The following is a 25652-nucleotide window of genomic DNA, read 5'->3' as shown; positions in this document are numbered from 1 at the left end:
AACGACACCGACCGACCCGGGGGACCCGACATGAACTCCAGCACCACTGTCCGCACCGCTCGTCGCCGCACCCTGCGCGTGGCCGCCGCGGCCCTGACCGCGGCCGCCGCCCTTACCCTGACCGCCTGCTCCGGCTCGGACGCCGCCGACGCGAAGCCCGCGAGCCACTCGGAGGCGGCGAAGGCCGCCGTGGAGTTGAGCGGCGCGGGCTCCTCCGCCGGATTACCGGGCACCGACGCCCAGGCGAGCGCTGGTGCCAAGGCCGACGCCAAGACGGGCACCACGGGCAAGCAGCCGGGCAGCGCGCACGCGGCCGCGGCCAAGGCCGCATCCCCGGTCCGCACCCAGCGCCTGGCGGACGGCATCAGCAAGGCCGAGATCTACCAGCTCGGCGACCAGCATTACCGCGCCAAGATCGTCGCCCGCGGTTCGGTCCTGGCCACGATGGAGACGAAGGGGCACGACGACGGGCTCGACGCCAACGACATGTTCGTCACGCTCACGCTGGACGGTCAGGTCCATTCCTGGATGGGCGGCGGGCACCAGGGCCCGGGCACCTTCACGCTCGCGGGTGGCTGGACGGCCAAGGTCACGAAGGTCGGCGAGCTGCGGTACCGCGCGCAGATCATCGGCCACGACGGCGTGGCCGCCACGCTGGAGACGAACCAGCACGACGTCGGGCTCGACGCCAACGGCATCAACATCGTGCTCAGCAGCGGCGGTGTGATCAGCGCCCACGAGTAAATGCCCGCCCGGCCGCGGCGGTGGAGCTGTCTCCGGCGGCTCCACCGCCGCAGTGGCGGAAGCATCGAGTGTCCCTGGAGGGCTCAGAGACGGGCCCCGCCATCCCTTCCGGCCCGCCCGAGGCGCCGTCGGATCGCCGGCGCCGCAGCGATCAGCAGCGTCAGGGCGACCGCGAGGACCACGCCCTGCCACGGCTCGCCGAACAGCGAGCCGCTCAGCAGCCCGATGAGCTGGTACGCCGCCGCCCAGGCCAGACACGCCGCGATATCGCCGCGGACGAACCGTCGCAGCGGCATCGCCGAGAGCAGACACGCCAGCATGACGGGGATCCGTCCGGCCGGCACCAGTCGCGACAGCACCAGCACCAGGACCCCGTGCTTCCGCAGCCCGTCCTGCGCCCGGGCCAGCCGCTCCGGCGCGGCCCGGGCCCGCAGCCGCGCCAGCCAGCGCGAGCCGCCCGGGGAGGTGGTGCCGCGCCGCCCGAGCCAGTACAGCCCGACATCGCCGAGGAACGCGGCCAGCGACGACACCGCGAAGACCAGCAGCAGCGCGAACGGCGAGGTGTGGTGGAAGGCCACCACCGCCGCCGAGCTGACCACCGCCCCCGTCGGCACCACGGGCACCAGCGACCCGATCACCACCAGCAGGAACAGCGACGGAAGCCCCACCGTCTGCTGCGTCGACTCCGGCGGCACGCTCTGCACCAGCTCACCCAGCAGCGTCCTCACCCGACCTTCGGCCGTACCGACTCACCGTGCCCGAGCCGGTGCACCCGCACCCCCGGCGCCACCGTCGCCATCAGCCGCTCGAACTCCTGGCCCGGCGCATGGAATTCATGCGGCCGTACGGCGTCCATCCCGATCGGCCAGTACGTGCCGTAGTGCACCGGGACCGCGCTGCACGGCGCCAGCCGCGCCGCTGCCTGCGCCGCCCGCCGGGCGTCGAGATGCCCGTGCCCGAGGAACGGCCCCCAGCCGCCCACCGGCAGCAGCGCCACCTCGCAGGGGCCGACCTCGTCCGCCATCTCCTCGAACAGGCCGGTGTCGCCCGCGAAGTACGTGCGTGCCGCGCCGTGTATGACATAGCCGAGCGCCGGCACCCCGCGCCTGCCGCAGGGCAGCCGCCGCCCGTCGTGCGCCGCCGGCACCGCCCGTACCGTCACCGCACCGGCCGGGCACTCCTCGCCCGCCCGCAGCTCGGTGATCCGCAGCGCACGGGCCGCCGCCACCCGGCGCAGCCCCGGCACCGCGGCCGTCGCCCCGCGCGGCACCACCAGCCGGGTCCCCGGCGCGAGGTGGGCCAGCGAGGCGGGGTGCAGATGGTCGGCGTGCAGATGGGAGACCAGGACGAGATCGGCCCGGGCGGCCTCCGGCAGCGGCAGCGCGCCCCGCCGGCGCCGCAGATGTGCCAGCCGGCGTACGAACAGCGGGTCCGTCAGCACCCGCACCCCGGAGTCCTCGACCGTCACGGTGGCATGCCCCCACCAGGTGACCCGCACCGACACCGCGCACCTCCCGTCCCGACGCGCCGCACCGCCCGCCTCGGGGGCGCTCCTTCCGATCGTCCACCATCCGGCCGGGAAAGCGGGTGCCGGGGACGGGGCGAGCGGCCCGGGGCCGGGGGCGGCCGGGTGTGCCACGCTGGTCAGCACGTCCGTACGGCCGGTGCGGGCCGGAGCGTGAGGTGGGAGCGGCGTGCGGATTCCACGGTGGACCTCCCTCAGCGGCGCCCTGTTCCGGGTGCTCGCGGTCTGGCTGGTGTCCAGCCTCACCCTGCTCGTCCTCGCCGCCCTGCTGCCCGACTTCCATCTGCAGTCCGCGAACGGCGACAGCCTCACCGGCACCGCCGTCACCGCGGCCCTGGGCGCCGGTGCGTTCGGCCTGCTCAGCGCGGTGGTGTGGCCGCTGCTCGTGCGCGCCCTGCTGCTGGTGCCGGCGCTCGTCCTCGGCCTGCTGGTCTTCTTCCTCAACGGGTCCCTGCTGCTGCTCGCCCTCGATCTGATCCCCGAGGGCCGGGGGCAGGCCGCACCCCAGACCGCGGTGATCGTCGCGGCCGTGATGTCCGCGGCCTCCTCGGCCACCTCCGCCTTCCTCGCGGTCCGCAACGACGAGGCCTACCACCGCCGACTGGTCCGGCTGGCCGGGCGCCGTCACGGCCGCCGCGCCCGCGGCCCGGCCACCCCCGGCACGCTCTTCCTCCAGCTCGACGGCCTGGGCCACGACCTGCTGTGCGAGGCCACCGGGGGCGAGAGGCCACTGATGGAGACCGTCGCCCGCTGGCGGCGCGAGGGCCACCGCCTCACCCCCTGGCGCACCGACTGGTCCAGCCAGACCGGCGCCAGCCAGCTCGCCCTGCTGCACGGCAGCAACGAGGACGTGCCGGCCTTCCGCTGGTACGAGAAGGACACCCGCACCGTCGTCGTCAGCAACCGGCCCAGCAGCGCCGCCGCACTCCAGCGCCGCGCCATCGAGCGCACCGGCGACGGCGGGCTGCTCGCCCGCGACGGCGCCAGCCGCGGCAACCTCTTCAGCGGCGGCGCCGACCAGGTCGCCCTGGTGATGTCGGTGGCCGCCCGGCGCGGCAGACACAACCGCTCCCGCGCCGGCTACTTCGCCTACTTCTCCGATCCGGCCAACGCGACCCGCACCGCCGTCTCCTTCGTCGCCGAGGTCGTCCGGGAGATCGTCCAGTCGCTGCGCTCCCGCCTGCGCGGGGAGGTGCCGCGGGTCGCACGCGGCGGCCTCTACCCCGTCCTGCGGGCCTTCGCCACCGTCGTCGAACGCGATGTGGTGGTCGCCGCGGTCATCGGCGACCTGCTCGCCGGCCGCACCGCCGTCTACGCCGACCTCGTCGCCTATGACGAAGTGGCCCACCACTCCGGGCCCGCCCACCGCGACGCCCGCCAGGTGCTGCGCAGCCTCGACCGGGCCCTGGCTCTGATCGCCAGGGCCGCCCGGCACGCCCCGCGCCCGTACCGCATCGTGCTGCTCTCCGACCACGGCCAGAGCCACGGCCCGACGTTCCGGGAGCGCTACGGGCTGAGCCTGCAGGACCTGGTGCGTGCCGGGTGCGGGCTGCCGGTGCCGCGGCGCGCCGGGCGCAGCCCGAGCGGTGCCGAGGCCAGGGCGGCGGCGCGGGCCGCGCTGCACCGCCCCGAAGAGCCGGCCGCGCCGCGACCCGAGGAGCCCCGGGAGCCGGGCTCCGCCCACCCGGTCGTGCTGGCCTCCGGAAACCTCGGCCTGGTGTCCTTCCCCGACGTGCCCGGCCGGATCACCCGCGAGGAACTCGACCGCCGCCACCCCGCCCTGCTGACCACCCTCGCCGAGCACCCCGGCATCGGCTTCGTCCTGGTCCGCTCAGCCGCCCACGGCCCCGTGGTGCTCGGCCCGGCCGGCGCCGAGCACCACCTCGACACCGGCCGCGTCCTCGGCGCCGACCCCCTCGCCCCCTTCGGCGACGGCGCGGCCGACGCCGTACGCCGCACCGACCGCTTCCCGCACACCGCCGACCTCATGATCAACTCGGTCTGTGATCCGGCGACCGGCGCGGTCCACGCCTTCGAGGAGCAGATCGGCTCGCACGGCGGGCTGGGCGGCGCGCAGAGCCACCCCTTCCTCCTCTGGCCCGCCGAGCTGACCGCGCCGGTCCCCGACGGCGGGCCGCTGACCGGCGCCGAACAGGTGCACCGGGTGCTGCGCCGCTGGCTGGCGGAGGCCGACGGCCCGCAACTCCCCCTCGGACCCGCTGTGGACGAACTGCGGCACGACGAGCCCACGCCCGAAGGTTTTTCACCGCCGGGACGGCCTCCGCAGGACAAAAGCCGCTGATTTTGGCGGGCGGCGCCGATCGCGGACGATGAGCACCGCTCGGTAACCCCGGGTGCACAGCGCACGACGAGAGGCCCGCCACGACATGAACGACCGGCACACCCGCCGCTTCGGTCTGGGAACCGCAACCTGCCTGGTGATGGGCAACATCATCGGCGGTGGCATCTTTCTGCTGCCGGCGTCGGTGGCGCCGTTCGGCACCGTCAGCCTGGTCGCCTTCGGCGTCCTGACCGTCGGCGCCGTCGCCCTCGCCCTGGTCTTCGGCCGGCTCGCCGAGCGCCACCCGGACACCGGAGGCCCCTACGTCTACGCGCGCGAGGCGTTCGGCGACTTCGCCGGCTTCCTCTCCGCCTGGTCGTACTGGACCATGACCTGGGTCAGCAACGCGGCGCTCGCGGTCGCCGCCGTCGGCTATGTCCACGTCCTGCTGCCCGGCCACCCGACGAAGGGCACCGACCTCGCGGTGGCGCTGATCGCCCTGTGGCTGCCGGCCGTCGCCAACTTCGCCGGCACCCGCTACGTCGGCCTGGTCCAGACGGTCTCCACGGTCCTCAAGTTCGTCCCGCTGCTCTTCATCGCCGTCGTCGGCCTGTTCTTCTTCGACCCGCACAACCTCGGTGCGTTCCACGAGGGCAGCGGCAGTGCGCTCGGCGGGATGTCCGCGGCCGCCGCGATCCTCCTCTACTCCTACGTGGGCGTGGAGTCCGCCGCGATGAGCGCGGGCGAGGTCCGCGACCCGGAGCGGAACGTCGGCCGGGCCACCGTCCTCGGCACCATCGGCTCCGCCGTCGTCTACCTCCTGGGCACCGTCGCCGTCTTCGGCACCGTCGCCCACGACAAGCTGGTGAAGTCCCAGGCGCCGTTCTCCGACGCGGTGAACGCGATGTTCGGCGGCCACTGGGGCGGCACCGTCGTCGCCCTCGCCGCTGTCGTCTCGATCATCGGCGCGCTCAACGGCTGGACCCTGATGAGCGCCCAGTCGCCGTACGCCGCCGCCAAGGACGGGCTCTTCCCCGCCGCGTTCCTGACCAAGCGACGCGGTGTGCCGACCTTCGGCGTCCTGGCCGCCGGGGTGCTCGCCAGCGCCCTGACGGTGCTCAACTACCTGACCGGCTCCGGTGGCGTCTTCGAGATCCTCGTCCTGATCACCACCTTCTCGGCGACCGTGCCCTACCTCCTCGCCGCCGGCGCCCAGGTCTACTTCCTGCTCAGCGGCCGCCGCGACCAGGTCCGCCCCGCCCGCTTCGCCCGCGACCTCACCCTCGCCCTGACGGCCTTCGGCTTCACCTTCTGGCTCGTCGCCGGCGCCGGCTACGCCGCGATCTACCAGGGCGTGCTCTTCCTCTTCGCCGGCATCCTCGTCTACGCCGTCATGGCGGCCCGGCGCACGGCCCGGCAGGAGGACGACCGGGCCGCGGCACAACTGCCTACTCCCCGGCAGCCCGAAGCGGTTCCCCCACCTGCCGCAGATGACGCAGCGCTTCCGCGTACGACCTGAGCAGCCCCGTCTCGTGATAGGGGACACCGATCTCGGCGCAGTACGCCCGCACGATCACCTGCGCCCGGCGCAGATGCGGGGTGGGCATGCTCGGGAAGAGATGGTGCTCGATCTGGTAGTTGAGCCCGCCGAGCAGCACATCGGTCAGCGGCCCGCCCCGGACATTGCGTGAGGTCAGCACCTGCCGCCGCAGAAAGTCCGGGCGGGCGTCCCCCTTCAGCGTCGGCATCCCCTTGTGGTTCGGCGCGAACGTACAGCCCAAATACACGCCGAACGCGGCCTGGTGGACGAGCAGGAAGACCAGCGCCTTACCGGGGGACAGCACCAGAAACAGCGCGCTGAGATAGAGCACGATGTGCGCCAGCAACAGCGCCGCCTCGCTTCCCCAGTGCTTCATGGTCGGGGACCGCAGCGCCCGGATGCTCGACACCCGCAGATTGAACCCCTCCAGGGTGAGCAGCGGAAAGAACAGCTGCGCCTGATAGCGCCCGAGGAACCGGGGCAGCCCCGTGGCGGCCCGCGCCTGGTCCTGCGACCACACCAGGATGTCCGGCGCCACATCCGGATCCAGCTCCTCATGATTGGGGTTGGCGTGATGCCGGGTGTGCTTGCCCATCCACCAGCCGTACGACATCCCCACCCCGAGGTTCCCGAACAGCCGCCCCCCGGCCCCGCTCAGCCGGCGCCCGCGGAACACCTGCATATGCGCCACATCATGGGTGACCAGCGCCACCTGCCCGAACACAAAGGCCAGGAACAGCGCCACGCCCGCCTGCCACCAACTGTCCCCCACCACGAAGAACGCCCCCCACCCCCCGACGAACGCCGCACTCACCAACGAGAGCCGCACGCCGTAATAGCCCGGCCGCCGCTTCAGCAGCCCCGCCGCCGCGATGCGCCGCGACAGGCGCGCGAAGTCACTGCCGGGGCCCTCGGCCGCTGGGCCGGCGGGGGAGGAAAATTTCTCACGGTTCTCAAGGCTCGTCGTCATAGCAGCGAGTCTTGTGACCCGTCCCGGCCTACGACAGCCGGTCCGCCCCCGGGGAGAGAGGGGGTTAGCGGTACCGGAGAGGGGTGGTGGCTCTACCCCTGCGTCCTGCCAGTTGCTGCCTCATCAGCCATCAGCCATCAGCCGGTCACCGCTCTCGGAGGTACCGGCGGATCATCCACTCGGGGTCTCTCCGGCCTCTCAGGACTCCCCGGCGCCCTCTCCGTAGCCCTCGGCCCGGCCCGGCTGTTCGGCCTGGCCGTTGCGGCGGCTGAAGACGGGCAGCGCGCGTACCAGGTCCGGGGGCAGGACGAGGCCCTCCTCGGTGGACGGGTTGACCGCCATCCACAGGTCGTCCGCCGGCCAGTTCGCGGCCAGCTCCACGACGGGGAGGCAGAGCGCGGCGTCGGGCTCTCCGCCGGCCGCCAGCAGCGCGTCCTCGGTGGTGAAGACGGGGACGTAGCGATTCCCGTCCTGCTCGATCACCGGCAGGGAGATGGTGCCCTCGGGGCGCTCCTCCTCACCCTCGGCCGGTGGCGTCTGCGGCAGCAGAGCCACGCTGGTGGCGAGATCGATCAGGGCGGCCTGGGTCTCCGCCGCCTCATCCGCGGACGGGGTTCCCTCGGCAGCAGCCGACTCCGTCGGAGGCGCGTGTTCGTCAGGGCTGGAGCTGCTCATGGAGTGTCCTCTCGTCGGCGTTGCTCACCGGCACCCGCCCGACGCAGACGGGACGCGGGTGCCGCAGCCGCCGCCGGATGCTGCCCGGCGACACGGGGGCCGGATGCCGCCCAGCGGCTCGGCCCGGGGCACGCGTGCCAATACCACCCAGGCTATGCCGCCGCACGATCTGTGCAACGTGCTCGATCAGCGCACCGGTGCGGACCGCGGCTGGCCTCCGACCTGGGAGAACTCCTTCCGCTCAGCTCTCACCAGCAGCGGAGCCGACGAGTCCGGCAGCCCCGGTGCGACGTCCCGCCGCTGCGCCGCCCGCCGACCTGCGCTTGCGTGTCAGGAGAGATACAAGTGAGGAAAGGTGCCGACGCGACGGATTCGACGTTTCGCTGCCTGGCGGCGTCTGCTGTGTCTCTATGCCTCAGGCCTGGAGAGTCCGGGCAGGATGGGCGATGAATGGCCATGGGTAATGCCACCCCCCTCGGAGACGGCTTCGGCCGGCTTCCGGATCCGGCCACCTCGGCCACGGCGGTCGTCGACGCACAGGGGATCGTGACGGGGTGGAGTGCCGGCGCTCAGCGGCTGCTCGGGTACCCGTACGAGGACGTGGTAGGGCGTCCCGCGGCGCGTCTGCTCGGCCGGGACGCCGACGCCATGGGGGACTTTTCCGCGGCTCTCGACGGGTGGAGCGGCACGACCCTGCTGCGACACCAGGACGGCCACCGCATGGAAGCCGAGCTGCGGGCGTATGCGTCACTCGACCGCAAGGGCAACGCACAGTGGCTCCTCGTAGCCGAGCCGTCACAGCCGTCACCTCTGCATCAGGAGCCACCTCCATATCAGCGCGAGGCGACGGCAGACAAGGACGAGGCGACGGCAGAGGAAGCGTTCGCCCAGTGCCACCTGCCCTTGATGATCTACGACGCTGACTTGCGGGCCCTGCGGGGAAGCGCCGGCGCGGCTGTCGAACTGGGCCTCACGGAGGAGCAGATGCGCGGTCGGCGGGTCACCGAGGTCCTGCCTCCCCACGTCTGCAACACGGTGGAAGAGGGCATGCGCCGGGTGTTCTTGACGGGAGAACCGGAGCGCTTCCACGTGCACGGCCGGCCACGGCACGCAGCCCACGAACGGCACTGGGCCGTCACTGCGTCCCCCCTCAGGAACCCGGCAGGACAGGTGCGACACGTCCAGCTCATCGCGCTCGACGTCACCGACCAGCACCGGGCCCGAGAGCGGCTGCTCCTGCTGAACGACGTCAGCACACAGGTGGGCAGCACCCTCGACGTGACGCGCACGGCCCAGGAGATGGCCGACGTGGCGGTGGGCCGGCTCGCCGACTTCATCAGCGTCGACCTGCTGGATCCGCTGTTCCGGGGCGTCGAACCCAGGCCTTCCGCCGAGGGCTCCGTCGCCCTGCGCCGCGCCGCCCAGCAGTCCGTCCTCCCCCACGCCCCCGAGTCGGTGATCCAGCCGGGAGACGTGGACCACTACCCGGAATCCTCGCCCCCCGCCCGCTGCCTGGTCACCGGCCGGTCCTCGCTGCACCGCACCCTGGACGAAGCCATCGCGAGCTGGCAGGTGGCCGACCCCCAGCGCGCAGCGAAGGTGCGCGCCTGGGGGATGCATTCGATCATGGTCATCCCGCTCTGCGCCCGCGGCATCACGCTCGGGGTGGCCGTGCTCGTCCGCCACCAGCGCCAAGAGCCCTTCGACGAGGACGATCTGCTCCTCGCCGAGGAGATCGCCGCACGCGCTGCCGTGGCCGTGGACAACGCCCGCCGCTTCACCCGCGAGCGGACCACTGCCCTCGCCCTGCAACAGAGTCTGCTTCCGCAGCGGCTCGGCACCCAGGCGGCGGTGGAGGTGGCCTACCGCTACCTCCCGGCCCGTTCCCGGGCCGGGCTGGGAGGCGACTGGTTCGATGTGATCCCGCTGTCGGGAGGCCGGGTCGCCCTGGTCGTCGGAGACGTGGTGGGCCACGGCCTGCGCGCCTCCGCCACCATGGGGCGGCTGCGGACCGCGGTACGCACTCTGGCGGACGTCGACCTGCCTCCGGAGGAACTCCTCGTCCACCTCGACGACTTGGTCACCCACCTCAGGGCGGAGGAGGGCACCGCCATGGACCCCGAGCTCGAAGTCGTCACCGATCTCATCGCCACCTGTCTGTATCTGGTCTACGACCCGGTCTCGCGCCACTGCACCGCCGCCGGTGCAGGCCATCCCCCGCCCGCCGTGGTCACCCCCGACTGCACCGCGGAGTTCGTCGATCTTCCGGTGGGCCCTCCGCTGGGAGTGGGCGGGCTGCCTTTCGAAGCGGTCGAATGGGAAGTGCTCCCGGGCAGCCTCCTCGTGCTGTACACGGACGGCCTCGTCGAGGTCCCCGATCACGACCTCGGCAGGGGCATGGCACTGCTGCGCCAGAGCCTGGAGCGGCCCGCTCGCTCGCTGGAGGTCACCTGCGACGACCTGCTCCAGGACCTGCTCCCCGCACAGTCGTCGGACGACGTCGCCCTGCTCATCGCACGCACCCGAGCCCTTGACACCGACCAGGTCGCCACCTGGGATCTGTCTCCGGACCCGTCCGCCGTGGCCGGTGCCCGTGACGAGGTGTCCCGTCGCCTGACGGGCTGGGGACTGGACGAGGTCGCCTTCACCGCCGAGCTCGTGGTGAGCGAGCTGGTCACCAACGCGATCCGCTACGGCGGCTCGCCCCTTCAGCTGCGCCTGATCCGCGACACCGTGCTCATCTGCGAAGTCTCCGACGGCAGCAGCACCGCCCCGCACATGCGGCGAGCCCGCACTTTTGACGAGGGCGGGCGCGGCCTGCTGCTCGTCGCCCAGTTCGCGGAGCGTTGGGGCACGCGCCACCGGGCCGGAGGGAAGTCGATCTGGGCGGAGATCGGCATTCCGAACTGAGCGGGGCGGATGCCGCGTTCCCATGCGACTCGCGAGTTCTTTCGAGTGATACAGCAGGCCGCCTCATCAGGGGCGGCAGATCTGGCCGGCCCGGCCGGCTGGAAGGACGAGCCCGGTGGCATCACGGTGGCATCACGGAAAACCTCCGCTCGGACACGCCCGGCCCGTTGACCGGCACCGTGCCCGCCGGCGGTGGGCACGGCTCTCCGACATGAGCGCCAGGGAGCCAAAACCCAGGTGCACATCGCTCAGGCCGTACCAGGCCCGCCCGCGTCGCTGAGGAGTCTGTCCACGAGGAGTTCGGGGTAGCCGGTGGTCGGGGGGTCGATGCCGAAGATCGCCCGAATGTACAGCGGTGCGAGGAGCAGGTCGAGGATCTGTTCCAGGGGCGGGGGGGTCTCGCCGCGGGCCGCGGCCCGCTCACGGATTTGCTCGATGGAGTGCACCCGACGCTGGAAGTGCTGTGCGCGTTCCACCTGTGCCTGGGCGCTGGCGGGCATGGACAGGGCGATAGCGCGTACAAGGAGGCGGCCCTCGGGCGTGCGGAGACTCGCCACCCCCGCTTCCGCCCAGGCGATGAGGTCACCGCGCAGGGTGCCGGTGTCCACGAGCGGCGAGTCGCGTTCGAGGCGGGTAGTGACCACGTCGGCCACGAGCGCCTCCTTGCTGCCCCAACGTCGGTAGATGCTCGTGTGGTTGACGCCCGCACGTTGCGCGATCGCAGGGATGGTCAGGTCGGCTCCTTCCGGGTCGAACAATAGATCGATGGTCGCCTGGTGGACGGCCCGGCGGACCTGTTCGGGGCTCTTGCGGATGCGTGGGGCTGGTTGTTCCTGGGTCATGCCCCCATCGTAAGCACAGATATTTGCTTCGCAGGTCTGATGGGCCTACAGTCCTCTCCGCAAGCACAAATCTGTGCTTGCGATTCTGAGGAGAGTGCATCATGAAGCAGCTGCTGTTCCCGAACAACACCCAGTTCTGGTACGAGACCCTGCGCTCGATGGGCCACATCGCCTACGGTGGCGCCGACTTCGGCGAGGTCGTCTCCACCAGCGAGCGCATCACCGAAGGCGACTACGACAGCTGGTACACCGAGTGGCTCGCCACCGCCGACCGTGTGTCCGCCGAAGCCCAGCAAGCCCTGAAGGCCGGTCACAAGGTCAGCGCCCGGGACGGATTCCTGCGGGCCTCGAATTACTACCGGTCGGCGGAGTTCTTCCTGCACGGCAAGAACTGCGACCCGCGTCACGACCACGCCTACGACCGCTCCGTGGAGTGTTTCAAGGCCGCCGCCGCCTGCTACACCACACCGCGCATCGAACCGGTCGAGATCCCGTACGAGGACACCACGCTGCCGGGCTACCTCTACCGCGCCGACGACTCCGGCACTCCCCGGCCGACGCTGATCATGCACAACGGCTTCGACGGCACCGCGGAGGAGATGCACTTCGTCGGCGCGCTGGCCGGCGTCGAGCGCGGCTACACCGTCCTGGTCTTCGACGGACCCGGCATGCCCGGACCGAGGCATCACCAGGGCCTGGTATTCCGGCCCGACTGGGAGAACGTCATCACCCCCGTCGTCGACTTCGCCGAGACCATCCCGGAAGTCGACAACAGCCGCATCGCCCTGCTCGGCCTCAGCATGGGCGGCGTACTCGCCCCCCGGGCCGCCGCGTTCGAGCACCGGCTGGCCGCACTGATAGCCGTCGACGGCGTCTACGACCTCGGCCAGATATCCGTCCGGAACATTCCCGGCGACCGCGAGGCAGCCGAACGCCTCCTGCGCGCGGAATCCGCCCTCGAACTCGACGCCGCCTTCGAACAGGTCATGGCCAAGGACTCGACCTACCGGTGGGCGTTCAACCACGGCATGTACGTCATGGGCGTCGACACCCCCCGCGCCTTCAACGCCTCCTACCTCGACTACACCCTCGCCGACGGCATCGCCGAACGGATCCAGTGCCCCACCCTCGTCTGCGACGCCGCCGAGGACGAGTTCTTCAAGGGCCAGCCCGAACAGCTCTACAACCACCTCACCTGCCCCAAGACCCTCATGCTGTTCACCGCCGAGGAAGGCGCCGGCGCCCACTGCCATCCCGGTGCCGTACGCCTGTCCCAGGCACGCATCTACGACTGGCTCGACAACACCCTCACCAACACCAGTGCCTGAGGCGCCCGCCCACCAGGCACCACCGCGAATCCCTCTCGTCTGAGTCCGCTGGAAGGACCTCTCACGACCCGCACCGGCCGGCGCCCTGGGGTCCTCCTGGTGCGCCGACTCGTCCGGCGCGGAGCGCGGACGCCCCGCCGACGCGCAACGCCCTTGAGGGCCGCCCGATCCCCCGAGGCTCCACCGCACCAGCCGCCCGCCCTCCCCTTTCCCATTTCTTCTCTTCTTTTCCTGGGCGAGGGTGCTGTGGGGGTGCAGAGGGGGGATGTCTGGCTCCCCGACCACGCCCCAAAGGCGTGGTGGCCTGCGGATACGCCGTCAGGCGCCGGGATGGGGCGGACAGTTGTCGGCGGGGTTGTCGGAGAGGTTCCCGGCGGGGATTCGGGCGTGGTCGGGGGCGGGGTTACCTGACTTCGGCTCGTCAAGGTGATGCTGGTTCGTCGAGAGTCAGGCCGGTGCCCGCTATGAAGCCATCGAGGGTGCCGGGCCGGTACTGCACTGCCCGCTCGGTGGGTGCGCAGGCGGTGGCACAGCCGGGTTCGGGTGCCGGGCCGCATCGCGATCAGCCCGGCCACGGACAGGCGTCCCGAGCGCCGGCCGCTCACCGTTACCTGCGGGGTGTGACCGCGCCGGCACCAGGTGCGTCCTTTGGGCGGCCGGCGGGTGAAGCCTGCCTCGTCCTCGAAGCAGATGTAGCCCCCGCAGGCCGCCCGGGCTCATGATCAGGGCGCCATACGCTGGTTGGCGACTCGGGCAGGCTGAATCGCTGAAGGGCTGGACGAGGCCGGACACGCGGACCAGTTACGTGTCTCTGATGTCGGACCAGGGGATCCCGATCGAAGTAATCGCGAGGGTGGTTGGCCAGGGCGGCCCCGCCGCAACCGAATGGTCTATCGGAAGCAGCTGCGCAGTGATCGCAGAGCAGGTCCCCGTGACCTGCACAGAAGCCTCGCGCAACACCCCAGCGACCATTACCTCCCACGTAATCGCCCCCGTCCCCGCCACCCGGCAAGCTGAAGGCACCGGTTCACGGGCCGGCGCACTCCGGCTCGTGAACTGGGCTGCGGCAAACGGTTGTTGGCGCATCAGGAGGAAGAGGAGAAGGGCATGGCGGAGATCGAGCAGCAGGTGGGGCAGGAGCGCGGCGTGGGGGCAGGAGACCGGTATGCGGAGGCCGTTGGGCGATACTTCGAGGCGTGGAATGCCGCGGGGGAGGAGGCGCTGGGCACGGCCGTTGCCGGGGCCTTCGACGAGGGGATCACCTACACCGATCCGCTGGCCGATGTGGCGGGGCACGAGGGGCTGGCGGCGGTCATCGCGGGTGCGCATGCGCAGTTCCCCGGCTTCGTGTTCCGGCCGTTGGGGGATGTGGACGGGCATCACGACATTGCGCGGTTTGGTTGGGAGCTGGTCAGTACGGCGGACGGTTCGGCGCCGGTGGCCGGGTTCGATGTGGTGCGGCTGGGGGAGGACGGGCGGATCCGGTCCGTCCTCGGGTTTCTGGACCGGGTGCCCGCGGGCTGAGGTCAAGGGAGGGAGGTGAGGGGGCCGGGGGCCGGTTTTGTACGAGCCCCAGCCCGGGAGCCCGCTACGAAGCCGAGCCCCGGCCCCTCCGCCCCCTAAAAGCCCGATCCCCGCAGGTACTCAGCCGTTTCCGGGTTGGCTGGGAGGAAAGTCTCCACCGCCAGTTCGGAGACAGTCACATCCATCGGGGTGTTGAAGGTGGCGATGGTCGAGAGGAAGGAGAGCACGGTGTTGTCGTGTTCGAGCATCAAGGGGAGGGCCAGTGGTGCGTGGGCGCCGAGGGCGGCGCTCTCCTGGCCGCCGGGTGGCAGGGGGTAGCCGCTCACCTCGTCGTAGAGGGCGCGGAGGGGCGCGGAGCGCAGGAGGGCGAGCTGACGTTCCATCTGGGTGAGGAGGTGGCCGCGCCACTCGCGGTAGTTGCGGATGCGGGGGGCCAGGCCGCCCGGGTGCATGGTGAGCCGCATGGCGTTCAGCGGGGGCTCCAGCAGGGCGGGGTCCACGCCCGTCAGCAGCATGGTGATGCCGCGGTTCGCTGCCTGGACGTGGTACGTGCCGTCCATGACGAGTGCCGGGAAGGGCTCGTAGCCGGTCAGCAGGCGTTCCATGCCGGAGCGCAGGGCGGCCATCGCGGGGTCGTCCAGCGGCGTCTCGGGGAAGGTGGGGGCGTAGCCCGCCGCGATCAGCAGGGCGTTGCGTTCCCGTACGGGGACGTCGAGGTGGGCGGCGAGCCGGAGCACCATCTCCTGGCTGGGGCGGGAGCGGCCGGTCTCGATGAAGCTGATGTGGCGGGCGGAGGAGTCGGCGCGCAGGGCCAGTTCCAGTTGGCTGATCCGGCGGCGGACGCGCCACTCGCGCAACAGTGTGCCCACGCCCGTGGTCGAGCCCCCACCCGTGGTCGTCTCCGGTGAGGACGCCGCAGCAGTTGTCATGCGAGGGACGGTAGTCCAGACGCGCCCGAGGCGAGCCATGTGGGCGGGCGCGGTGCGAGGGTCGTGCGGACGGGGTGTGCGTGCCGCGCCCACACGAGAAAGGGCGCCGTGCCACGCTGGAGGTGTCGTGGCTGCCGGGGAAGTGGGGCGGCCCGGCGGGGACATCGATACGCAGCGGAGCCGGCGCACCTGGCGGCCGGCCCATGGTGAGAGGCGAGCGCCCATGAATGCTCAGCTGGAACCGCTCAGCGACACGGAGATCGAGGAGCGCCTCGGGGATCTGCCCGGATGGTCGGCCGAGGGGGACCTGCTGCGCCGCAGCTACCGGTTCCACGGGCACTTCCCGGCGGCCGCGATGGTCATCCATATCGCGCAGATCCAGGAGGAGTTGGGCCATCACGCCGAGCTGACCCTGGGCTACAACCAGCTCGCCGTGGCGGTGAACACCCACAGCATCGGGGGCCGGATCACCCATCTCGACGTCGGTCTCGCCGGCCGTATCGAGGAGATCGCCGCGGCGCACGGCGCGCGCTGACCCGCGGGCGGCTCAGCTGCCGGAGCGCGGGCGTACCACCCGCCCGGCGCGCGCCAGCTCCACGTTGAACTGGGCGCCGGACAGCAGCGACAGGTGGGAGAACCACAGCCAGATGAGGAAGACCACCGGTCCCGCGAGGGAGCCGTAGAGCCGGTTGAAGGTGCCCACGTACGAGGTGTAGAGGGCGAAGGCGGCCGACGAGACCAGCCACAGCAGCACGGCGACCACCCCGCCGGGCGCCGCGCGCCGCACCCCGCGGGAGCTGGGCGGCCCGGAACGGAACAGCACCATCGCCAGCACGGTGGCCAGGAGCAGCAGCAGCGGCCACTTCAGCAGGTTCCAGGTCGCCTCGCCCGCCTCGCCGAGCCCGACCGTCCGGCCCAGCGTGGTCGCGATCGGTCCGCTCACCAGCAGGGCCACCGCGCTGCTGATCAGCAGCGCCATCAGCAGCAGCGCCGTCATGAGGATGCGCGGGGCCTTGCGCCACGGCGGCCGGTCGTCCTGGGTGCGGTGCATCGCGTGCAGCGCCCGGCGGAACACCGCCAGATAGCTGCACGACGACCACAGGGCACTGACCATGGCGCCGCCGACCACCACCCACGCGGCGGTGCGCTGATGCGCCATGCTCACCAGCGCACGGTGCACGGTCGGGCCCGACTGGGCCGGGGCGATCGAGCTGATCTGGTTGATGAGCTGCTCGGTGGCCGCCGGATCGGCGAGCCCGATCAGCGACACCGTCACGATCAGCGACGGCAACAGCGCCAGCACCGAGTAGTACGTCAGGCTCGCCGCCCAGTCCGTCACATCGTCGTGCCACACCGACAGCGGCGTACGGCGCAGCGCGGTACGGCACTGGGCCCAGGTCGGCAGCGCGGCCGGCTGCCTGGGTCCCGCCGCCCCGAGCGCACGGTCCAGCAGCGTCCGGTCCATACCGCGGCGCATACCGCTCCCGCCCATGTCGTATCCGTCCTCTCCGTCGGTCCGTCCTGCATCATCTCCCGCCGGCGGGCCACCCCTGACACACCGGCCGCAACAGCCCCGTCTAGGGGCTGTCGTTTGGATCAGGCCGGGCTCGCGGGGTCTGGCACCGCTCCTCGCCGCGTTGTCGTCGGTCGCCAGGGCTCCGCCCTGACTCCCTCCTCCGCCTTGCGATGCACGGCACCAGACCCCGCTCCCTGATCCGGCCTGATCCAAACGACAGCCCCTACTCCAGCCCGCGGGCCCGCCGGAACCGGGCCAGCCCGTCCGCCAGATCCACCACCGGGTCCGGATAGTCGTACGCGGCGCGCTCGGCCCCGGTCAGCCGCCACGGCCGGTGGACGGCCGGGCCCGCCAGGCCGGACAGCTCCGGCACCCAGCGCCGTACGTAGTCGCCCTGCGGATCGAACCGGCCGGCCTGGACGAGCGGGTTGAGCACCCGGTTGGGCCGGGTATCGGTGCCGGTGCCGGCCATCCACTGCCAGTTGAGCTGGTTGTTCGCCATGTCGCCGTCCACCAGCAGAGCCAGGAAGTGCCGCGCGCCCACCCGCCAGTCCACGTACAGCGTCTTGGTCAGAAAGCTCGCCACCAGCATCCGGGCCCGGTTGTGCAGCCATCCCTCGTGCAGCAGCTGCCGCATCCCCGCATCGACCACCGGGAAGCCGGTGCGGCCCTCCTTCCACGCGCGCACCTCGTCCTCGTCGTGGCGCCAGCGGTCGTGTCGGGTGCGGTAGTCGGCGTGCGCCGCGCCGGGGCGGGCCGCCAGCACCTGATGGTGGAAGTCCCGCCAGGCCAGCTGCCGGACGAACGCCGCGGCGCCGGCGTCCGGGCGGCCGGCCGCCTTGTGCACCAGCTCCGCCGGCGACAGACAGCCGAAGTGCAGATACGGCGAGAGCCGTGAGGTGGCATCGGCCGGCAGATCGTCCTGCCGGTCCTGGTAGTCGGCCATGCCCGAGCGCTGCCAGGCCGTGAACCGGCGGCGCCCCGCCCGCTCGCCGCCCGCCGGCAGCGCGGGTGACGGCTTCCCGCCCGGGCACAGGTTTTCCGCCGACGGCAGCTCCTGGGAACGCGCCCCCTCCGGGACCGGTACGGACCGCGGCGCGGACAGCACCGGCCGCACCCCCTCGGCCCGCCAGCGCCGGAAGTACGGCGTGAAGACGGCGAAGTGGTCCCGGCCCGTCCCGGAGGGCAGCACCGCGGCCGGCGGCAGCGCCGTGATCACCGCGTCGTGCACCACCAGCGTCCGCCCGGCGGCCGCCAGCTCCGCGCGCAACCGCCGCTCCCTGCGCAGTGCATAGCCGCTCACCCCGGCCGCGAGATGCACCTGCCCGGCGCCGGTCTCGGCAGCCACCCGGCACGTCTCGGTGACCACATCCCCCGTACGGATGACCAGCCGACCGCCGCGTTCCCGCAGCCCCGCATCGAGATCCGCCAGCGCATCGGCGAGGAACGCCGCCCGGTTGGGCACCATGAACCCGGCGTCAGCCACCCCCGAGTCCACGACGAACAGCGGTACCACCCGGGTCGCGGAGCGCAGCGCCGCACGCAGCACCGGCTGGTCGTGCAGCCGGAGGTCGGAGCTGAACAGGCAAACCGCTACATCCATGACATACGTCTACACCGAACCCGTACCCCACGAGCCCGCCACCACGGGCGGCCGGCCGTCAGGCGAAGGGTAGACCGCGCCACGGTGAGGACGGGTCCTGGGTCAGCACCCGGTGGAGGTGCAGGGCCTGGGCGTACTCCGGCCCGAACGCGCCGTTGTCGAACGCCAGCATCCGGCCCAGCGCATAGCCCGCGGCGAACTCCTCCCAGCTGCCGTACGCCTCCCGGGCCCGCGCACCGGCCTGCACCACGGCCTGCTCGGCCTGTGGGGGCGCGCACAGCCGGGCGCCGAGGCCCCAGCGGACGAGGCCGACGGCGTGCGCATGGTCCAGCGCGACGAGGGAGGCCACCTGACCGTCCGCCGGCAGCAGCCCGTCCGCGCGGAACCGCTCCTCGTAACGGGTCACCAGCTCCGGGACGGCCGGCACGTCCGCACCCTCGCCCGCCTTCCCGGCCGCGGCCTCCCCGGTGTCCCGGCCGCGGGCCCGGGCGCGCAGTGCCGCCTCCGTCTGTGCGGGGACGAACTGCCCGCCGAGCAGCTGGTCGAGGCGCTGCTGCCAGCCGGCCGGGTCGGTCACCGACCACTGGGCGCGCAGCGTCTCGGCGTCCGCGGCGTGGTCGAGGAAGGCCGTGCCGAGTTCGTTCCAGGGCACGCTGTGGTGCACTGCGAGCGGCGCGCCGCACGCCAGGCCCTGCGCGAGGGGGCCGTGCAGCGGCCCGCCGAAGTGGGTGACCAGCAGCCCGCCGGGCCGCACCCCGGCCCGGGTGCGGTGCTGGAGCCAGCCCATGCGGTGGGCGTGCGACGCGTCCAGATACGCGGCGCACGGCGTCCCGGGGTTGACCGCCAGCCGCCACTTGTCGTTCGGCCAGTCCTGCGCCAGCTCCTCCACCGACACCCGGTCGAAGAACTGCTGGGGCTGCCACGGCGGGAGCATGCCGCGGGTCAGGACGGGGATGCACCTGCCGCCCACTGCCGGGTCGTCGTAGACGGGCAGCGGGTCCTGCCCCTGCTGAGGTACCGCCAGATACAGGTCCTCGCCGGCGATCGCCGAGAGCTGACCGTCCCGGTCGCCGCGCGCCGTCGCTTCGTACAGCCGCCGCTCGGTGTCCGTCGGCGGCATCCATCCCGGAGTAGCCACAGCCAGACTTTACGAGCAGCCCGTGCCCCGCCCGAACCGGGGGTTGCTGAACCGGCAAGGAAGATTGCACCGGCGCCGACGGTGCCTCAGGCTCGCCGTCATGAGTCCTCACGAACACCCCATTACCGGGCATCACCCCGCATCCCACGACAACACCTCCATGGACTGGGCCATGCTCGCCTCGCACCTCGAAGAGGAGGCCGAGCTGTACACGCCGCTCTACGAACAGGCCGCGGCCTGGCTGCGCGAGTTGCTCAGCGACGGGACCGGCGCCGGACCCGACGGCGTGCGCCGGGTGCTCGACATCGGCAGCGGGCCGGGTGTCGTCAGCTGTCTGCTGGCCCGCGCCTTCCCCGCCGCCGAGGTGGTCGCGGTGGACGGCAGCGCGGAGTTGCTGGAGCGGGCCCGTGCCCGGGCGGACGGCCTCGGCCTCGGTGAGCGGGTCCGCACCCATCTCGCCGACTTCCCGGACGGGCTGGACGCCCTGGGCGGCGGCGACGTCATCTGGTCGAGCAAGGTCCTGCACCACATCGGGGACCAGCGCCAAGCGGTCGCCACCCTCGCCGGTCATCTGCGGCCCGGCGGACTGCTCGCCGTCTGCGAGGGCGGCCTGCCCCCGCGCTACCTTCCGCGGGACCTCGGCATCGGCCGCCCGGGGCTGCAGTCCCGGATCGACGCGGCGGCCGATGAGTGGTTCAGCACGATGCGCGAAGCGCTGCCCGGCTTCGTCCACGAGACCGAGGACTGGCCCGCGTTCCTCGCCGACGCCGGTCTGCGCACCCCGTCCACCCGCAGTTTCCTGCTCGACCTGCCGGCCCCGCTGTCCGACGATGCCTGCGCCTTCGTCGTGGCCACCCTGAGCCGCGCCGCCGAGAAGTGCGCCGAACGCTTCGACGAGGAGGACCGCACCACCCTCGCCCGCCTCACCGACCCCGAGGACGCCGCCGGGATCAGCCACCGCCCCGACGCCTTCCTGCTGTCCGTGCAGACGGTTCACACGGCCCGCGCGCAGTAGCCCCCCGGCGGCCGGCTCGCCCACCGCACCGCGGCCGTACGGACCGGCCGGATCCGCGCGGACCCGGTCGGCGCCCGCCGCCCAGGCAATACGCTGGGCGGCGGGCCGCGACGGGGGCACCTCCCGCGCCCTGGAGGCGCGGTGACGGCATGGAGGGAGATCGGGTGGACAGCGACAGGAGCGACGGCGCCGGCGAGACCGTCCGCAACGTCATCTCGGGTGACGCGGTCGTCAGCGGCCCGGTCGTGCAGGCCGACCGGATCGGCTCCCTGACCTTCGCCACGACGCCGGCACCCGCTTCGATCACGCCACGTCAGGTCCCGCCGCCCCGGCCGGGCTTCGTCAACCGCACCGCGGAGTTCGCCGCCCTGAGCGCGGCGCTCGCCTCGTACGGCCCCGACAGCCCGCCCGCCACCATCGTGATCACCGGCCTGGGCGGCGTGGGCAAGACGGAGCTGGTCTCCCAGTGGGTCTGGCGGGAGCTGGCCGAGCGCTTCCCCGACGGACAGCTCTACGCCGACCTCGCCGAGGTGCGCCGGGACGGTGGCATCGACGTCGGCGGCGTCATCGGCACCCTGCTGCGCGCCCTCGGCGTCCACGAGAGCCTCATCCCCGCGGGCACCGCGGACCGGTCCGCGCTGTTCCGCTCGGCGACCGCCGGCCGCCGACTCCTCGTGGTCCTCGACAACGCCCAGCACGCCGCGGAGGTGCGGCCGATGCTGCCGGGTCACGGACTCGCCGTCGTCCTGAGCCGCAAACGACTGGCCTCCTTGGAGGTGGACGGCGCGGTGCCGTTGACGGTGGGCCCGCTCGACACCGATGCGGGCGTACAACTGGTGCGGCGCTGGCAGCAGTCGGCCGCGGAGCCGGACCCGGCGTCCGGGGCGGACCCCGGGGCGGCGGCCCGGCTCGTCGCGGCCTGCGGCGGTCTGCCGCTGGCGCTGCGCGCCGCCGGCGAATGGCTCATCGAGCGGCCGCACATGAGCCTGGAGGCCGTGGTCGACGCGCTGGCCGAGGAACAGCTGCGGCCCGGGGAGGCCGACCGGTCGGTCGCGGCCGTCTTCGACGCGGTCACCGCGACCTTCTGCGCCCACACCCTGGCCCTCTACCGGTTCCTGGGCGCGTTCCCCGGCACCACCTTCACCGCGGACGTCGCCGGGGCCGCGGGCGTGCCCCGGTTCGAGGACGGGCTGCGGGATCTGCGCACCGCCCATATGGCCGTCGGGGCGGGCGCCCCGGGCCGGTTCCGGCTGCACGACGTGGTGGCGGCGCACGCCCGTACCCGGACCGGCACCGAGGAGGACGTACGGGAGACGCAGCGGCGGGTGACGGACTTCTACCTCCTCGCCGCGGCCCGCGCCGACCGGCTCGTCCTGGGACAGCGCTTCCGCCTCCAGGAAGCCCCGCCGGCCCTGCCCGACGGGAGCCACGGGCTCTTCCGCACCGGCGCCGAGGCGCTGGACTGGCTGGACGCCGAGCGGGCCAATCTGCTGGCCGTGCTGCGGACGGCCGCCGAGGAGGGGTGGCACGACGCGGTCTGGCGGCTGTGCGAATCGCTCTGGGCGCTCTACCACGGCCGCAAGCACTACGCGGACTGGATCGAGTCCCACCGGCTGGGCATCGAGGCGGCCCGCTGGGAGGGCCGGATCGACGCCGAGGTCAGGATGCGCAACCAACTGGCACGCGCCCACTACTCGTTGGGCGAGTACGACCTCGCCGACGCCGAGCTGAGCCGCGCCGACGAGCTCCTGGGCGCGGTGGCGGACCCCCGGCTGCCCGGCATCATCCGGGAGACCCAGGGGCTGCTGTGCCTCGCCCGCAAGCGCCCCGACGAGGCCATCGCCCTGTTCACCCGCGCCCTGCACGCCAACGAGGGCGATCCGCACGGCATCGTGGTGCAGAGCTACAACCTCGGCCAGGCGGTCCTCGCCGCCGGCCGCCCGCAGGAGGCCCTGGACCTGCTGGACGGTGCGATGGCGAGGGCCCGGGCCGAAGGCGATGACGCGATGCAGGTGCGGCTCGGCATCGTACGCGGCCGCGCCCACCGGGCGAGCGGGCGCTTCGAGCAGGCGCTGGAAGCGGTCACCGATGCCGCGCTGCTCGCCGAGCGGCTCGGCCAGGTGGTCAAGCTGAAGGAGGCGCTGGAACTCACGGCGGAGCTCGGCGACCGGATGCAGAACCCCCAGGTACAGCGCGCGGCCCGCAGCAAGATGCGGGAGCTGCGCCAACGCGCCGGAATCGGCGAACCGGTGGACTGACCGCGACCTGCCGGGCCCTCAGCTCCCTTCCCCGGCGAGCGAGGTACGGGCGCTACGATCGCCCCGGCCCCGCCGCCGCACCGTCCCGCCGCCCCGAAAGTGGATCCCCCGTGTCCCTGCTGCCCCGCCGCCGTACCAGCCGCCGGCGGTCGCGCTGGAACACCGTGCCGGAGGACGCCCATGTACTCGGCGTGGCGCGCACCCTCACCTCGGCCACCCGGCTGATGGACGTGATGCGCCTGCTGCGCCCGGAGGACGGCATCGCGGTCTCCTACACCGTCAACCCGGGCTCGGTCTTCGCCGACGGACTCGCGGACTACTTCGACGGCCTGGGTGCCCGCGTGCTCAGCTGGCGGGAGGCGACCCGGCAGCGCTTCGATCTGGCCGTGGCCTGCGCCGTGCACCCCTCCATGCGGCAGCTGGACGCCCCGCTGATGGTGATGCCGCACGGCGCCGGATACAACCGGCTGGTCACCGAGTCCACCGGCGATCCCGGTGCGCCCGCGGGGCTGTCCCGGCGGGAGCTGATGCGCGGCGGGCGGGTGCTGCCCGCCGCGATCGGGGTCTCGCACGAGGAGCAGATCGCCCGGCTCGCCCGGACCTGCCCCCAGGCCGTCCCGGTCGCCCATCTGATCGGCGACTACTGCTGGGACCGGATCGAGCAGAGCCGGCCCCGGCGCGACCTCTACCGCGCGCGGCTGGGCGTCGGAGGGGGCCGCCGGCTGGTCGTCGTCAACAGCACCTGGAGCGAGCATTCGCTGCTCGGCCGGCATCCGGACCTGCCCGCGAAGCTGGTCACCGCGCTGCCCGCGGACGAGTTCGCGGTCGCCCTCGTCCTGCACCCCAACGTCTGGGCCCGGCACAGCCGGCACCGGGTCCACCAGCGGCTGGCCCGGGCGATGGATGCCGGGCTGCTCGTGCTGCCGCCGGAGGAGGGCTGGCGCGCCGCGCTGATCGCCAGCGACTGGGTGGTGGGCGACCACGGCAGCACCACCTTCTACTCCGCCGCGCTGCACCGCGTCCTGCTGCTCGCCGCCACCGGGCTCGACGAACTGGACCCGGACTCACCCACGGCCGCCCTCAGCCGCGCCGCTCCCCGGCTCGACCCCGACGGCGATCTCCTCGCACAGCTGCTGGCCGCCGCCGAGCAGCACTCCCCGCAGCGGCTGCAGGCGCCCGTGGACGGGCAGTTGGAGGCCCGGGGCGAGGCCGGCCGGCGCCTCCAGGAGGTGATGTATCCGTTCCTCGCGCACCGGAACATCACCCTGCCCGTGGACCCTCCCGTGCCGGACCCCGTCCCGGAGCCGCGCCCCGAGCGGCACGTGGGCCCGACGGCGTACGACGTGACCGGCGAGGTACTGCCCGACGGCTCGGTGGCCGTGCGGCGATGGCCGGTCCTCGCCCACGACCACGAGGAGTCCCGTGGGTTTCTGGCGGTGACGGAGCAGGAGACCCACCGGCTGTGGCGGTCGTCGGCGGAGGTCCTGGCCCGTACCGTCATCGACGCCGAACTCGCCCCCGCCGACTGGCTGCGCGACCGCATCCACAGCCCCCGGGCGAGCCTCGATGTCGCCGTCGCGGCGCTGGCCGAGGACCGCTGTCTGCTGTTGCTGCGGCGCTGCGGCACCCTGCTCGAAGCGCATGCCCCACGCGCCTACGGCGACCCCGGGCCGCGCCTGGACCCGCTGCTGCTCGGCGCCGCCGTACAGGTGTGGCTGAACGCGCGGCGCACCGCCGGCGAACTCTCCGGAGGCCTGGTCGTCCGCACTGGGCCGCGCACGCTGAACGTGGCCTTCACCTGGCCGCCTTGAGTGGCCGCGCGCCTGTCGTGTGCGCGCGGCCGCCTGCGTACGGCCGGCGTCCCGCTCAGCCCTGATCCATCGGCTTCGGCTTGATCACGGCGAAGGTCGCGCCCTGCGAGTCGGTCACCACGGCCATCCGGCCGGCCATCATGTCGAAGGGCTGCTGCAGCGCCGCGCCGCCGGCCGCGGTCACCTTCTTGACCGTGGCGTCGGTGTCGGTCACCGAGAAGTACGGCAGCCAGTGCGAGGGGGTGTCGGGCGGCATCTGCTCGGACATCGGCTGCATCCCGCCCACCGGACGGCCGTCCACCGTCAGGGCGTAGTAGTGCTCGGCGCCCTCCATGGGTGCGTTCTCGATGCCGAGGGCCGCCTGGTAGAAGGCGCCGGCCGCCGAGGGGTCGGTGGTGTTGAGCTCGTTCCAGATCAGCGCGCCGGGTTCGTTGACGATGCCGGCGCCGGGGAACTCCACGGGCTGCCAGATGCCGCACACCGCTCCGGTGGGGTCGGCCGCGATGGCCATCCGGCCGAGCGTCATCACGTCCATGACGGGCATCAGGACCGTGCCGCCGGCCTTGGTCACCGCCTGCGAGGTGGCATCCGCATCGGTGGCCGCCAGATAGGTGGTCCACACGGTCGGCGGCGCGGGCTGGCCGCCCATCGGGACCGCGGCCATGATGCCGGCCACCGGCTTGCCGTTCAGCTGGCACACGGCGTACCCACCGGTCTCCGCCGGCCCGATCTCTCCGGTCCACCCGAAGACCTGGGAGTAGAAGTCGATGGCGGCTTGCTGGTCAGGGGCCGCGAGATCGACCCAGCAAGGCGTCCCGGGCTGGTAGGGAGCGGTGACTTCAGGCATCGTGGCCTCCTCGACGGGGGCACCTACCCGGCCGTACGGCACAGGGGAGGAGCAGGCGAAGCGGAGGGGTACCGGCCCCGGACGGCGCGCCGCGGGAGCCGCCCCGCACTCACCCTCCACACTTCCTGGCGTCCGCCGTGCCCGCCACTCGGGTACGCCGCGGCGCCGCCCGGCCCGGCCGGGCGGCGCCGGTATC

20 protein-coding genes and 1 pseudogene are annotated in these 25652 nt (G+C 72.8%); 10 read left to right on the top strand and 11 right to left on the bottom strand.

Annotated elements, in window-relative coordinates; all coding sequences use genetic code 11:
• Positions 1–30: 30 nt before the first annotated feature.
• Positions 31–744: a hypothetical protein gene (locus CPH93_RS05470; protein ID WP_096212136.1), complete on the top strand. Its 714-nt coding sequence runs from the start codon at positions 31–33 to the stop codon at positions 742–744.
• A gap of 83 nt (positions 745–827) precedes the next feature.
• On the opposite strand, the gene CPH93_RS05465 is transcribed toward CPH93_RS05470, so the two are convergent.
• Together CPH93_RS05465 and CPH93_RS05460 are read right to left on the bottom strand one after the other, a co-directional pair.
• The gene (locus tag CPH93_RS05465; RefSeq protein ID WP_096212135.1) at positions 828–1472 is read right to left on the bottom strand and encodes a DedA family protein; all 645 of its coding nucleotides are present in this window, start codon (positions 1470–1472) and stop codon (positions 828–830) included.
• Positions 1469–2248: an MBL fold metallo-hydrolase gene (locus CPH93_RS05460; RefSeq protein ID WP_096212134.1), complete on the bottom strand. Its 780-nt coding sequence runs from the start codon at positions 2246–2248 to the stop codon at positions 1469–1471. Before CPH93_RS05460 ends, CPH93_RS05465 begins: the two co-directional genes overlap by 4 nt.
• A gap of 190 nt (positions 2249–2438) precedes the next feature.
• On the opposite strand from CPH93_RS05460, the gene CPH93_RS05455 reads away from it, so the two are divergent.
• Positions 2439–4571 (top strand): phage holin family protein, encoded by a 2133-nt coding sequence (locus CPH93_RS05455; protein WP_096212133.1) that lies wholly within the window; start codon positions 2439–2441, stop codon positions 4569–4571.
• 85 nt (positions 4572–4656) lie between these two features.
• Positions 4657–6069, top strand: coding sequence for an amino acid permease (locus CPH93_RS05450; protein WP_093486520.1), 1413 nt, complete (start codon positions 4657–4659; stop codon positions 6067–6069).
• Here the strand turns inward: CPH93_RS05450 and CPH93_RS05445 are convergent.
• Positions 5999–7060: a fatty acid desaturase family protein gene (locus tag CPH93_RS05445; RefSeq protein WP_096212132.1), complete on the bottom strand. Its 1062-nt coding sequence runs from the start codon at positions 7058–7060 to the stop codon at positions 5999–6001. The genes CPH93_RS05450 and CPH93_RS05445 overlap by 71 nt on opposite strands.
• A gap of 198 nt (positions 7061–7258) precedes the next feature.
• Positions 7259–7735, bottom strand: coding sequence for an SseB family protein (locus CPH93_RS05440; RefSeq protein ID WP_096212131.1), 477 nt, complete (start codon positions 7733–7735; stop codon positions 7259–7261).
• A gap of 450 nt (positions 7736–8185) precedes the next feature.
• Here CPH93_RS05440 and CPH93_RS05435 point away from each other — a divergent pair, with 450 nt between their 5' ends.
• Complete coding sequence (locus CPH93_RS05435) at positions 8186–10645, top strand: SpoIIE family protein phosphatase (protein ID WP_096212130.1); 2460 nt, start codon at positions 8186–8188, stop codon at positions 10643–10645.
• Between the two features lie 248 nt (positions 10646–10893).
• On the opposite strand, the gene CPH93_RS05430 is transcribed toward CPH93_RS05435, so the two are convergent.
• Positions 10894–11487 (bottom strand): TetR/AcrR family transcriptional regulator, encoded by a 594-nt coding sequence (locus CPH93_RS05430; protein WP_096212129.1) that lies wholly within the window; start codon positions 11485–11487, stop codon positions 10894–10896.
• A 101-nt stretch (positions 11488–11588) separates the two neighbouring features.
• On the opposite strand from CPH93_RS05430, the gene CPH93_RS05425 reads away from it, so the two are divergent.
• Complete coding sequence (locus tag CPH93_RS05425; protein ID WP_096212128.1) at positions 11589–12815, top strand: alpha/beta hydrolase family protein; 1227 nt, start codon at positions 11589–11591, stop codon at positions 12813–12815.
• 494 nt (positions 12816–13309) lie between these two features.
• Here CPH93_RS05425 and CPH93_RS37555 read toward each other — a convergent pair.
• Positions 13310–13539 (bottom strand): annotated as a pseudogene (locus tag CPH93_RS37555) (IS630 family transposase); the annotation flags it as partial.
• Positions 13540–13922: 383 nt separating this feature from the next.
• On the opposite strand from CPH93_RS37555, the gene CPH93_RS05410 reads away from it, so the two are divergent.
• Positions 13923–14339, top strand: coding sequence for a nuclear transport factor 2 family protein (locus tag CPH93_RS05410; protein ID WP_096212127.1), 417 nt, complete (start codon positions 13923–13925; stop codon positions 14337–14339).
• 95 nt (positions 14340–14434) lie between these two features.
• On the opposite strand, the gene CPH93_RS05405 is transcribed toward CPH93_RS05410, so the two are convergent.
• Positions 14435–15268, bottom strand: a complete 834-nt coding sequence (locus CPH93_RS05405) for a helix-turn-helix transcriptional regulator (RefSeq protein WP_096212126.1) — start codon at positions 15266–15268, stop codon at positions 14435–14437.
• 223 nt (positions 15269–15491) lie between these two features.
• Here CPH93_RS05405 and CPH93_RS05400 point away from each other — a divergent pair, with 223 nt between their 5' ends.
• Positions 15492–15803, top strand: coding sequence for a 4a-hydroxytetrahydrobiopterin dehydratase (locus tag CPH93_RS05400; protein ID WP_093486543.1), 312 nt, complete (start codon positions 15492–15494; stop codon positions 15801–15803).
• Between the two features lie 12 nt (positions 15804–15815).
• Here the strand turns inward: CPH93_RS05400 and CPH93_RS05395 are convergent, their stop codons facing one another.
• From CPH93_RS05395 to CPH93_RS05385, 3 genes are all read right to left on the bottom strand, one after another.
• Entirely contained in the window at positions 15816–16760 is a 945-nt protein-coding gene (locus tag CPH93_RS05395) for a YihY/virulence factor BrkB family protein (protein WP_096212125.1), read from the bottom strand.
• A 247-nt stretch (positions 16761–17007) separates the two neighbouring features.
• A complete protein-coding gene (locus CPH93_RS05390) occupies positions 17008–18387 on the bottom strand; it encodes a cryptochrome/photolyase family protein (protein ID WP_096212124.1) in 1380 nt (459 codons plus the stop codon).
• A 58-nt stretch (positions 18388–18445) separates the two neighbouring features.
• On the bottom strand, positions 18446–19525 hold the full coding sequence (locus tag CPH93_RS05385; RefSeq protein WP_231977190.1) for a DUF1266 domain-containing protein: 1080 nt from the start codon (positions 19523–19525) through the stop codon (positions 18446–18448).
• Between the two features lie 100 nt (positions 19526–19625).
• Between CPH93_RS05385 and CPH93_RS05380 the strand changes: the two genes are divergently transcribed.
• The 3 genes from CPH93_RS05380 (at position 19626) to CPH93_RS05370 (ending at position 24609) form a co-directional block, all read left to right on the top strand.
• Complete coding sequence (locus CPH93_RS05380; RefSeq protein ID WP_231977189.1) at positions 19626–20540, top strand: class I SAM-dependent methyltransferase; 915 nt, start codon at positions 19626–19628, stop codon at positions 20538–20540.
• 164 nt (positions 20541–20704) lie between these two features.
• Positions 20705–22798 (top strand): hypothetical protein, encoded by a 2094-nt coding sequence (locus tag CPH93_RS05375; RefSeq protein ID WP_231977188.1) that lies wholly within the window; start codon positions 20705–20707, stop codon positions 22796–22798.
• 110 nt (positions 22799–22908) lie between these two features.
• Positions 22909–24609, top strand: coding sequence for a hypothetical protein (locus CPH93_RS05370; protein WP_093486553.1), 1701 nt, complete (start codon positions 22909–22911; stop codon positions 24607–24609).
• A gap of 55 nt (positions 24610–24664) precedes the next feature.
• Here CPH93_RS05370 and CPH93_RS05365 read toward each other — a convergent pair whose 3' ends face one another.
• On the bottom strand, positions 24665–25456 hold the full coding sequence (locus CPH93_RS05365) for a VOC family protein (protein WP_096212121.1): 792 nt from the start codon (positions 25454–25456) through the stop codon (positions 24665–24667).
• Positions 25457–25652 lie beyond the last annotated feature (196 nt).

Origin of the sequence: Streptomyces sp. 2323.1 (assembly GCF_900221035.1) — a bacterium.
Classification (GTDB): domain Bacteria; phylum Actinomycetota; class Actinomycetes; order Streptomycetales; family Streptomycetaceae; genus Streptomyces; species Streptomyces sioyaensis.
The sequence above is the reverse complement of the archived record's forward strand: the minus strand, read 5'-3'. Positions and strand labels throughout refer to the sequence as shown.